The 11,807-nt window shown below is 46.6% G+C and carries 10 protein-coding genes; 8 read left to right on the forward strand and 2 right to left on the reverse strand.

Annotation, left to right across the window (positions count from 1 at the left end; translation table 11 throughout):
* Positions 1-140 precede the first annotated feature (140 nt).
* From zwf to VIB_RS17790, 4 genes are all read left to right on the forward strand, one after another.
* Entirely contained in the window at positions 141-1,643 is a 1,503-nt protein-coding gene (gene zwf / locus VIB_RS13505) for a glucose-6-phosphate dehydrogenase (protein WP_040905143.1), read from the forward strand.
* A complete protein-coding gene (gene pgl / locus VIB_RS13510; RefSeq protein ID WP_004396766.1) occupies positions 1,640-2,356 on the forward strand; it encodes a 6-phosphogluconolactonase in 717 nt (238 codons plus the stop codon). The genes zwf and pgl overlap by 4 nt, the downstream gene beginning before the upstream one ends.
* Before the next feature lie 13 nt (positions 2,357-2,369).
* Positions 2,370-3,818, forward strand: a complete 1,449-nt coding sequence (gene gnd / locus VIB_RS13515) for a decarboxylating NADP(+)-dependent phosphogluconate dehydrogenase (protein WP_004396767.1) — start codon at positions 2,370-2,372, stop codon at positions 3,816-3,818.
* Between the two features lie 138 nt (positions 3,819-3,956).
* Positions 3,957-4,097 carry a hypothetical protein gene (locus VIB_RS17790; RefSeq protein WP_004396768.1) on the forward strand — a complete coding sequence of 47 codons (141 nt, stop codon included), beginning with the start codon at positions 3,957-3,959 and terminating at the stop codon, positions 4,095-4,097.
* A gap of 109 nt (positions 4,098-4,206) precedes the next feature.
* On the opposite strand, the gene VIB_RS13520 is transcribed toward VIB_RS17790, so the two are convergent.
* A complete protein-coding gene (locus VIB_RS13520; RefSeq protein ID WP_004396769.1) occupies positions 4,207-5,109 on the reverse strand; it encodes a LysR family transcriptional regulator in 903 nt (300 codons plus the stop codon).
* Between the two features lie 125 nt (positions 5,110-5,234).
* On the opposite strand from VIB_RS13520, the gene VIB_RS13525 reads away from it, so the two are divergent.
* Entirely contained in the window at positions 5,235-6,098 is an 864-nt protein-coding gene (locus tag VIB_RS13525; protein WP_004396770.1) for an MBL fold metallo-hydrolase, read from the forward strand.
* Positions 6,092-6,727, forward strand: a complete 636-nt coding sequence (locus VIB_RS13530) for a DsbA family protein (protein ID WP_004396771.1) — start codon at positions 6,092-6,094, stop codon at positions 6,725-6,727. The genes VIB_RS13525 and VIB_RS13530 overlap by 7 nt, the downstream gene beginning before the upstream one ends.
* 93 nt (positions 6,728-6,820) lie before the next feature.
* Here the strand turns inward: VIB_RS13530 and katG are convergent, their stop codons facing one another.
* Positions 6,821-8,995 (reverse strand): catalase/peroxidase HPI, encoded by a 2,175-nt coding sequence (gene katG / locus VIB_RS13535; RefSeq protein WP_004396772.1) that lies wholly within the window; start codon positions 8,993-8,995, stop codon positions 6,821-6,823.
* Between the two features lie 649 nt (positions 8,996-9,644).
* Here katG and VIB_RS13540 point away from each other — a divergent pair.
* Positions 9,645-10,106 carry a Dps family protein gene (locus VIB_RS13540; protein WP_004396773.1) on the forward strand — a complete coding sequence of 154 codons (462 nt, stop codon included), beginning with the start codon at positions 9,645-9,647 and terminating at the stop codon, positions 10,104-10,106.
* 294 nt (positions 10,107-10,400) lie between these two features.
* Positions 10,401-11,753, forward strand: coding sequence for an NADP-specific glutamate dehydrogenase (gdhA, locus tag VIB_RS13545; RefSeq protein ID WP_004396774.1), 1,353 nt, complete (start codon positions 10,401-10,403; stop codon positions 11,751-11,753).
* Positions 11,754-11,807: the final 54 nt, after the last annotated feature.

Below are 11,807 nucleotides of genomic sequence, written 5' to 3' on the forward strand. Positions count from 1 at the left end.
CACGACTTGGACGTATCGCCTCAAGTGGTCAGGTATATCGGTTTTGACGATACCAACAATAGTCAAAACCTACTTTTTATTTTGGTATTGCGCTGCTAGGGTTGGCGCATGCTAAGTACCTCGTTTTTAAGGGAAAGATGATGGTAATACCTGAAAACAGTTGCATCGTAATTTTTGGTGCATCGGGCGACCTAACTTATCGAAAGTTAGTGCCTGCTCTGTATCATTTATATGCAAGTAAGCAACTACCTGAATCCTTTACTATTTTAGGTGTCAGTCGTACAGAGTACAGTGACGATTCTTATCGTGAAAAATTAAAACGCTCACTGCGTGAATTAGAGCAAACCGAGCCAGCTATTCTTGATGCCTTTTGTGAACATCTTCACTATCAAGCACTTGATACGTCCGACATGGACGATTATGCCAAACTCTCAACGCGTTTGACTGAGCTCGCCGAGCAGTATCAACAACAGCAACGCAATACCTTATTCTATCTCGCCACCCCACCGAGTTTATATGGCGTCATTCCTGCCTGCCTCGCAGCTCATGGCTTAAATGATGAACAAGACGGCTGGAAGCGCTTGATCATCGAAAAACCCTTTGGTTACGATTTGCAGTCAGCTCAAGCGCTCGATATTGAAATTCATCGTCACTTTGCTGAGCACCAGATTTATCGCATTGACCATTATTTGGGTAAAGAAACGGTGCAAAACCTGCTGGTATTCCGTTTTGCCAATGGCATGTTTGAACCCCTTTGGAACCGTAATTTTATTGATTACGTCGAAATCACTGGCGCGGAATTTTTAGGGGTTGAAGAGCGTGGCGGCTATTACGATGGCTCTGGCGCTGTGCGGGATATGTTCCAAAACCACTTACTGCAAGTGTTGGCGATGGTCAGCATGGAACCACCTGCAGAAATCAATGCCAACTCTATCCGTAATGAAGTGAACAAGGTTTTACAAAGCTTACAACCTCTTTCAGAGGCGGATTTACGCAATAACCTCGTACTGGGTCAATATACAGAATCAGACATTCGTGGCCAGTTCCTGCCCAGTTATCGAGACGAGCCGGGCGTTGCCGATGATTCGCGCACTGAAACTTATGTTGCGCTGAAAATGTTCATCAACAACTGGCGTTGGAATGGGGTTCCGTTTTATGTGCGCTCTGGCAAACGCCTGCCAACCCGCGTGACCGAAGTGGTTATTCACTTCAAACGTACCCCGCACCCAGTGTTTGGCCAAAATGCCCCTGACAATAAGCTGATCATTCGTATTCAACCGGACGAAGGCATTCAAATGAGCTTTGGCTTAAAAGAACCCGGCGCTGGATTTAAAGCCAAAGAAGTGTCGATGAACTTTCATTACACCTCACTGGCCGAAACCAAAATGCTCACCGCTTATGAGCGCCTTTTATTGGATGCACTTAATGGTGATGCGACCTTATTTGCCCGCACCGATGCAGTGGAAGCGTGCTGGAAGTTTGTGCAACCGATCCTCGATTTTAAACAAGATCCACAAGCATTGTTTGGTTATGCCTGCGGCACCTGGGGGCCGATAGAGGCCGATCAACTACTGGAGCGAGATGGTCGCGCATGGCGTTTCCCTTGTAAGAATCTCACTGACACGGATTATTGTGAACTATGATCAATCATAAAATTTTTCAAACACCACAACAGGTGGTGGATACGCTGGCGGATGAGATGCTGCGCTACAGCCAGCAAAACCACCCCGTACATATCTCCCTTTCTGGTGGCAGCACGCCAAAAATGCTCTTTCAGCGATTAGCGAGTGCGCCCTACGCGGATGCCATTAATTGGCAAAATCTGCATTTTTGGTGGGGTGACGAACGCTGCGTTGCGGCGGATGATCCAGAAAGCAACTACGGTGAAGCCAATGCGTTACTCTTTAGCCAAGTCGCGATCCCTGCACAAAATATTCATCGTATTCGCGGTGAAGCGGATCCACAAACCGAAGCTGAGCGCTTTGCCGCTGAGATGCTGCAATACATGACTGCCGAGAACGGTACTCCCGTCTTCGATTGGATATTACTTGGCGTCGGTGCCGACGGCCATACGGCGTCACTGTTCCCTGATGTAACCGATTATCATGATCCACATTTATCGGTAGTGGCAACTCACCCTCAATCAGGTCAGTTACGAGTATCAAAAACCGCCAAAGTTTTACAAGCGGCGAAACGGATCAGCTATCTTGTGCTTGGCGCAGGTAAAGCAGACATCGTCCATGAAATTCACACTACTCCTGCCGAGGATTTACCTTATCCAGCAGCAAAAATTCAGTCGATAACGGGTGAAACAGAGTGGTTTTTAGATTTAGACGCAGCGAAAAAGATTGCGTAAAGGAGAGAAATAAATGAAAGGTGATATTGGTGTAATCGGCCTAGCAGTGATGGGCCAAAACCTAATTCTCAACATGAACGATCACGGCTTTAACGTGGTGGCTTATAACCGTACTACCGCGAAAGTGGATGAGTTTTTACAAGGCCCAGCCAAAGGCACCAAGATTGTCGGTGCTTACTCACTACAAGACTTAGTCGATAAGCTCGCCACGCCTCGCAAAGTCATGCTGATGGTCCGTGCTGGAGATGTGGTGGATGCATTTATCGATCAATTAGTTCCTTTACTCGATAAAGGTGACATCATTATCGACGGTGGTAATACCAACTTCCCAGACACCAACCGCCGTGTGGCCGCGCTACGCGAAAAAGGCATTCACTTCATTGGTACTGGCGTATCGGGTGGTGAAGAAGGCGCGCGCTTTGGCCCATCCATTATGCCCGGTGGCGCACCAGAAGCTTGGGAAGCGGTCAAACCGATTTTCCAAGGTATTTCAGCCAAAACTGAAGCCGGTGAACCTTGTTGTGATTGGGTAGGCAACGATGGCGCTGGTCACTTCGTGAAAATGGTTCATAACGGTATCGAATACGGTGATATGCAGCTCATCACTGAAGCTTACCAGTTTATGAAAGATGGCTTGGGTATGAACCACGACGAGATGCAAAAAGTCTTCGCCGAGTGGAACAAAACTGAACTTGATAGCTATTTGGTGGAAATTACCGCCGATATTCTTGGCTATAAAGATCAAGATGGCCAACCATTAGTGGAAAAAATCCTTGATACCGCTGGTCAAAAAGGCACGGGTAAATGGACGGGGATTAATGCCTTAGACATGGGTATTCCACTGACGCTCATCACTGAGTCCGTATTCTCTCGCTGCTTATCCGCACTTAAAGAGCAACGTGTTGCAGCGGAACAACTGTTTGCAAAAACCATCACTCCAGTGGAAGGTGATAAACAAGAATGGGTTGATGCGCTTCGTCAAGCCTTGTTGGCATCGAAGATCATCTCTTATGCGCAAGGCTTTATGTTGATGCGTGAAGCTTCTAACGAAAATGGATGGGATCTTAACTACGGCAACGTAGCGTTAATGTGGCGCGGCGGCTGTATTATTCGTTCCGCTTTCCTCGGTAATATTCGTGATGCGTTTGCAACCAATCCAGACATTGCTTTCTTAGGCTCTGATACTTATTTCAAAGGTATTTTGGACAACTGCCTTGGCGCATGGCGTAAAGTCGCGGCGAAATCAATGGAAGTGGGCATCCCGATGCCGTGCATGACCTCTGCATTAACCTTCCTCGATGGCTATACCACCGCTCGTTTACCAGCGAACTTGCTGCAAGCTCAGCGTGATTACTTTGGCGCACACACTTATGAGCGTATTGATCGCCCACGGGGTGAGTTTTTCCATACTAACTGGACTGGTACTGGTGGTGACACCGCTTCCACGACGTATGATGTCTAAACGATTGGCTAGCGAAAGGGTTGACTACTGATAAATTCATCCTTAGTATCTACGCCTAAAAAATAAGCATCAAGGAGGATGTTAACTCAGTTAACATCCTCTATTTTTTGTTTCCAACACCAACATTGAGATCCAACGATGACCATTAACAAGTTCTATGTATTTGTCCCACAGGCAGTGGAAGAAGACGCACATACGGAGAGTGAAGTGCAATCAGCAATGGAAGCTCAACGTCAAGCATTGGTAAAACAAGCGCAACAACAAGGCGCACTGGCTTAATCAATAAGCAGAGCCAGCTCATTGCTCGCTCTGCTTACCTCTCTTTACTTACTCTTCACGTTTATCTATACCCAAATCACTTGGAGTTGCAGGTAGGACGGGGATATAACTATAAAACAATATCCTGCCAGTCATGACTAGCAAAGTAATCCGCTAAATGATCGATCAATGCTCTGACCGCCGGTGATAAATGTCGCCTTGACGGATACAAAGCATAAATCGACATGGTTTTTGGCTGCCAGTCGGCTAAAACCGATACCACCTCACCTTTTGCTAACGCACCACTGGTTAAATACGTTGGCTGCAACGCGATACCCATGCCATGCACTGCAGCGTGAAGCAAAGTGGTCGCCTCATTGGCGGTCAAACGGCAGCTCACTTCCACCGATTGTAATGTCTCACCTTTTGTGAGATGCCAAATATGTCGCTCGAAATTTTTATATCCTAAACAAGCGTGTTGAGTAAGATCGCTCGGCTGCGTGATCGCCGGATGCGCGGCTAAATAACTGGGTGCAGCCACTAATATCGAATCACATTTTGCTATCGGGCGACCAATTAGCGAAGGATCCGGATCGGCGGCAATCCGAATTGCCAAATCAATCCGCTCAGCAATCAGATCCGCCGTTTTATCTTGCACATCAATATCGATCTCAACTTGCGGATGCTTGGCGAGGAACGGCTTTACCGCTGGGATAAGCTGGGCAAAACCAAACGACATGCTGGTCGCAATACGAATTTTTCCCGCTAACGACTGACTATCCATCAGTTGATGTTCTAACTGCTGAGCTTGCTCGACCCAGAGTTTAATCGCCTCTAAACACTGCTCTCCAGCTGTGGTTAACGACACCTTACGTGTGGTTCGATTCAGTAATCGCGTTTGTAACCAGCTTTCCATGGTTTCAATATGCCGTGTCACCATCGGGCGCGAAATATCCAGTCGATCGGCTGTGGCCGTGAAGCTTTGCGTAATCGCAACGTCGAGAAATACCTGAGCAGCGGTCAGTTTATCCATCTTATTAGTTCGAATTAAGAAACAATGATGTCAATTATTAGCTATATATCCGAACAAGTCTAATTCGTATGATAGCTCCCGAACCGATAACCGACTTTCGATACTCTATTTTAGGATAAATCATCATGAAAAAACTCACTCTACTGACCGCAACCACACTGATCACCAGCACTGCATTTGCAGCGCAGCAACCTCTAACACTGGACGTTTACAACGCCGATGGCAATAGCTTTCATGTAAACTCAACCTTAGTTTACGGCGCAACAGAAGCCATGGTGATCGATACTGGCTTTACCAAAGCCGATGCTTTACGCATTGCCGCTAAAGTCATCGATTCAGGCAAAAACCTAACCACGATTTTTATTAGCCAAGCGGATCCTGATTACTATTTTGGCGCGGAAGTATTGCATGAGCTATTCCCTGATGCAAAAGTCCTCACCACTCCGGGAGTTCGCGCGACGATTGAAGAGAAGCTCGATGGCAAATTAGCGTTCTGGGCTCCGAAAATGGGGACTAACGCGCCAGTGAAGCCAGTATTGCCGACTGCTTATCATGGTAAAACACTGACCATTGATGGACAAACTATTGAGATCCACGATGCAGAAGGTGAGCTAGCCCATCGCCCTTACTTATGGATCCCAGCCAACAAAGCCATTTTGGGCAATGTGGCGGTCTACGGTAACGTTCACCTATGGATGGCCGATGCGCAAAGCGATGCGAGCCGTCAAGCGTGGGCACAGCAGCTTGAGCGCATGCAAGCCTTAAAACCAGAAGTGGTGATCCCTGGCCACATGATTGCCGGTACTCCATTAGATGCCTCAGCGATTAGCTTTGCTCAGCGCTATTTAGCGGATTTTGCCCAAGCGAAACAAACCAGTAAAGATAGCCAACAATTAATCAAACGTATGCTTAAGCTTTACCCTGAAGCCGGTTTACCAATGGCATTAGAGATTGGCGCGAAAGTACATATGGGTGAAATGCAATGGTAAAGGTACACTACTTTTTTGACCCAATGTGTGGCTGGTGTTTCGGTGCTAGCCCACTACTAGAAACACTGGCTGAAATGCCGACTATCACACTCAAGTTACATCCTGGAGGTATGCTGCCACGCTCCGAGTTGGCCGCCGAGTTTCGAGCGCATATATTAGAAGCAGACCAACAGATTAGCCTGGTGACTGAACAAGTTTTTGGTGAAGCGTACCGCTCGCGAATTGCCAGCCAGCAGCCGCTCATCGTTGACTCTTACCTTACCGCTCAGGCCATCATCGCTGCTGAGGCATTGCAAGGCCTAGGGTTGGCGATGTTGAAAAAAATTCAGCAAGCCCATTATCAACGAGGATTAACCGTTGCCGAGCCAGAGGTATTGGCTCAGTTAGCAAGTCAATTAGGTATTGATCAAGATAAATGGCACAACGCCATGCAGCAAGCCAAATCTGATTTACCAGCCACGATTGCCAATAGCAAACAACTGATGGCTCAGTATCAATTACGGGGATTCCCATCGATGATGATTGAATTGGCAAATGGACAGTGGCGCTCGGTACAGCCGAGTGCCTACTATGGTAAACCTGAAGCGTGGCAAGCTTTTTGGCAGTCAATGATAGCCGCCTCATCCTAGCCAGATTCTCTTAACATCTAGCCATAAGGCGACTAAAAAAATAGCCCCCAGATTTGGGGGCTATTGACGTTTACAGATTAAATCAATCAATGATCATAACAGATCAAAACGATCGGCATTCATTACTTTGCTCCAGGCAGCAACGAAGTCATGCACAAATTTTTGTTGGTTATCTTGTTGCGCATAAATCTCAGCGTAAGCACGTAAAATCGAGTTTGAACCGAAGACTAAATCGACTCGTGTTGCCGTCCATTTCGCCTGACCCGTTTTCCGGTCACAAATCTCATACGAGTTACGCCCCGTCGGTTTCCATGTATAACGCATGTCGGTTAAATTAACGAAAAAGTCGTTACTTAATACGCCCACGTTATCGGTCAATACACCATGCGGCGTACCGCCATAGTTAGTCCCCAGTACACGCATACCGCCGATCAGTACCGTCATTTCTGGAGCGGTCAAACGCATCAACTGTGCGCGATCCAATAACAGCTCTTCAGGCTTGACCACATAATCTTTTTTCAACCAGTTGCGGAAACCGTCAGCTACCGGCTCAAGGACATCAAACGAAGCAACGTCCGTTTGCTCAAGTGTCGCATCACCACGACCAGAAGCAAACGGTACGGTGATAGCCACGCCCGCCGCTTTGGCCGCCATTTCTACCCCAAGGTTACCAGCCAGTACGATAGTATCAGCGACACTGATCCCTGCTTCAGCAGCAACCTTCTCTAATACCGCTAACACTTTCGCCAAACGCTGTGGTTCGTTCCCTTGCCAATCTTTCTGTGGCGCGAGACGGATCCGCGCACCATTCGCACCACCCCGTTTATCGGATCCTCGGAAAGTACGAGCACTGTCCCAAGCGGTGGAGACCATTTCGCTAATACTTAAGCCGCTGGCGGCAATTTTCGCTTTCACCGCATCAACGTCATAATCGCTACGTCCCGCTGGAATTGGATCTTGCCAAATTAAATCTTCTTTAGGAACATCAGGACCAATATAGCGAGCTTTAGGCCCCATATCACGGTGCGTCAGTTTGAACCAAGCGCGAGCAAACACCTCAGAGAAATAAGCTGGGTCTTGATAAAAACGCTCAGAAATCTTGCGATAAGCAGGATCCATTTTCAGCGCCATATCGGCGTCAGTCATGATTGGGTTATAGCGAATACTTGGATCTTCAACATCAACCGGCTTATCTTCTTCTTTGATATTAATAGGCTCCCATTGCCAAGCGCCAGCTGGGCTCTTTTTCAGTTCCCAATCATAAGTAAACAGCAAATAGAAATAGCCGTTATCCCATTGAGTTGGATGGGTTGTCCAAGCCCCTTCAATACCACTGGTCACCGTATTACGACCGATGCCACGCTTGGTATGATTCATCCAGCCTAAGCCTTGCTCATCCAGTTCAGCGCCTTCAGGCGCTGGGCCTAAATTCGCCGCATCGCCATTACCATGACATTTACCAACGGTATGACCACCAGCTGTTAACGCAACCGTCTCTTCATCGTTCATCGCCATGCGTTCAAAAGTAACGCGCATATCATGAGCGGTTTTCAGTGGATCTGGTTTACCATCAACCCCTTCTGGATTGACATAAATCAGCCCCATCATTACTGCCGCTAGTGGGTTTTCCAGATCACGCTCTCCCGAATAACGGCTGTTTTTAGCGCCACTCGGAGCCAACCACTCTTTTTCTGAACCCCAATAAATGTCTTTTTCTGGATGCCAAATATCTTCACGACCAAAAGCAAAACCAAAGGTCTTAAGACCCATCGATTCATAGGCCATGTTACCAGCAAGGATCATCAAATCAGCCCAGCTGATTTTATTGCCGTATTTTTGCTTGATTGGCCACAGTAAACGGCGAGCTTTATCTAAGTTGGCGTTATCTGGCCAAGAATTGAGAGGAGCGAAACGCTGGTTACCCGTACCCGCACCGCCGCGGCCATCAGCAATACGATAAGTTCCGGCCGAGTGCCACGCCATGCGGATCATTAAACCGCCATAATGCCCCCAGTCAGCTGGCCACCAATCTTGGCTATTGGTCATTAACGCTTTCAGGTCGTTTTTTAAGGCATTAACGTCGAGTTTTTTTAATTCTTCACGGTAATTAAAATCAGCCCCCATTGGGTTTGTTTTCGCATCGTGTTGATGCAAAATGTCAAGATTGAGCGCTTTAGGCCACCAATCCATATTGGTCATGTCATTGGACGTCACGCCACCATGCATAACTGGACATTTGCCACCTGACGAGGTGTTATTGTTTTCCATTATCTTCTCCTTGCGACACATTGCTTCGATGAATCATCATCTTCACGGGTAGATTTCTATCAAAAAATCTTATGCTTTCATTACGTTACTTTTTGCTCTAGTACACTTTAGAACAAACTGAATCTTCTGCCATCAATAAACTTGCGTACCTTCACGAGTTAGAGAAAATCTTCTCAACGTTCAGTGCGTTATGCATAGAATAGACAATATCGCTTATGGCGGCTAATCGCCTCGAACGATTAATCTGATAGGTAACTGTCCAAATAACTTGAAGATTCAGTAAGGTAGGTAGATAGTAGTTGGATGGCATTCGATAACATTAACCATAATCAAACTGTATTGCATCTATCACGAGTTCTATCCCATTATGTGAAGTATGTATCGGTGCTCATACCTAAACCCGTTGACGTTGCAGGTAGGTAGTCAGAGAGTTTAGCCTATGAACATAGATGATCATGGGCGTGAAATAAGCAAAGTAAACCAACACTGCAGCTTCAACTAAAAAGTTATATACCTAAACAATTTGGCGTTACAGAAAGACGGTAAGTGAGTAAGCCCCCATAGACAACGATGTGATTGGGGCGAGCGAACCTAGCTACCAGCACGTAAGTTCAAGTCGCAAAGGTATAAGTCAATAAAGGAGATAAAGATGAATATTGGTATCAATGAATCTGATCGCATTAACATTGCCCAAGGACTAAAACGGTTACTCGCCGATTCGTACACCCTGTACCTACAAACCCATAATTTCCATTGGAACATTACTGGGCCACAATTTCGTGAGCTGCATTTAATGTTTGAAGAGCACTACACTGAGCTCGCGGTTGCAGTGGATGATATCGCCGAACGTATCCGCTCTTTAGACGTAGCGGCGCCGGGAACCTACAAAGAATTTGCTGAGCTTAGCTCAATTAAAGAAGTGGTAGGGCTAACTGATGGCGTGGAGATGGTTAACATCCTTACTCAATCTCATGAACAAGTGATCCGTACTTGCCGTGATGTACTGAAACTCGCTCAAGCAGCAGACGATGAATCTACCGCTTCACTGGTCTCTGACCGAATGCGTGTCCATGAAAAAACCGCATGGATGCTACGCGCTACTTACCGATAAGCGTCATAACGCTCCTCGTTTGACTTCCTATCAAGGTTAAACGTCTAAAAAATCAATAAAGGGGTGTAATCGCGCATCCCTTTTTATTTTCCTCCTCACAAAAAATTCCTCTTCCCTTTGTTTTGCCATAGATTTTTAACTACTTTCCGTGCATTATTTCTCATTGGTGACAGTTATAAAAATAACCAAAGCTCAGTCTGTTACTGTTAATGACGAGGAGGCGGTATCGCTATCATCATCTGATGACCAACGAATACCGTCCAGTATCAGGGATAACATCACAAGGACCACATCGTGACTTATATTCACAACACCATTGTCAAATTACAAAAAACAAGTCCTGCACAAGCTGAATTTTATCAGGCGGTAGAAGAGATTTTAGATTCTTTACAGCCCATTCTAGAAACCAACGATAAATACAAACAGCATGCGATTATTGAACGAATTGTTGAACCTGAACGCCAAATCATGTTTCGAGTGCCTTGGGTAGACGATCAAGGACAGGTTCAGGTCAATAAAGGCTATCGTGTTGAATTTAACTCTGCATTAGGTCCATACAAAGGTGGGCTACGGTTTCATCCGAGCGTCAATGCGAGCATCATTAAATTCTTAGGCTTTGAGCAAATTTTCAAAAATGCGTTGACCGGTTTACCGATTGGCGGCGGTAAAGGCGGAGCCAATTTCGATCCTAAAGGCAAATCCGACGGCGAAATCATGCGCTTTTGCCAATCGTTTATTAATGAGTTGTATCGTCATATCGGACCGACATGCGATGTCCCGGCTGGCGATATTGGCGTTGGTGCCCGTGAAATTGGTTATATGTTTGGTCAATACAAACGGTTAACTGGCCGTTATGATGGTGTCTTTACTGGTAAGAGCTTACTGTGGGGCGGCTCTTTGGTACGTAAGGAAGCCACCGGTTATGGCTGCGTTTATTTCGCACAAAATATGTTGGAAGACAACGGCCTCTCGCTAAGCGGGAAAACTTGCTTAGTTTCCGGCGCTGGCAACGTCGCGATTTACACCATAGAAAAACTCTACGAACTGGGCGCAAAACCGATTACCTGCTCAGACTCTAACGGGACGATTTATCATGAAACCGGGATTGATTTAGCCACGTTAAAAACATTAAAAGAAGTACGTAAAGTGCGCTTAGAAGAGTATCTCACTGAGCATCCTGACGCTTGCTATATCCCAGCCAGTGATTATCCACAAGATGGACACGCCGTCTGGCGCTTTCCAGCTCAGTTAGCCTTCCCATGCGCGACACAAAATGAACTGACGGAACAAGATGCACAGGCCCTCGTCGCCAATGGAATTATCGGTATCTCTGAAGGGGCCAACATGCCATCCACTCAAGATGCTGTAGAAGTCTTCCTTGCCGCTAAAATTTATTACGGCCCGGGGAAAGCCGCAAACGCTGGCGGCGTAGCAACCAGCCAATTAGAAATGGCGCAAAACGCGAGCATGCAAACGTGGAGTTTTGATGAAGTCGATGAAAAACTCAAAGTCATCATGAAAAACATTTACTGCAGCGCTCGTGATACGGCAGCAGAATTTGGCGAACCACATAACTTAGTGCTAGGCGCTAATATCGCGGGGTTCCGTAAAGTTGCCGACGCAATGATAGAGCAAGGCGTGGTTTAAAATAAATGAGGGGGAATCGTCCCCCTCATGCATCATTACCGACCATAATCAAAC

Source organism: Vibrio metschnikovii CIP 69.14, assembly GCF_000176155.1.
Taxonomy (GTDB): domain Bacteria; phylum Pseudomonadota; class Gammaproteobacteria; order Enterobacterales; family Vibrionaceae; genus Vibrio; species Vibrio metschnikovii.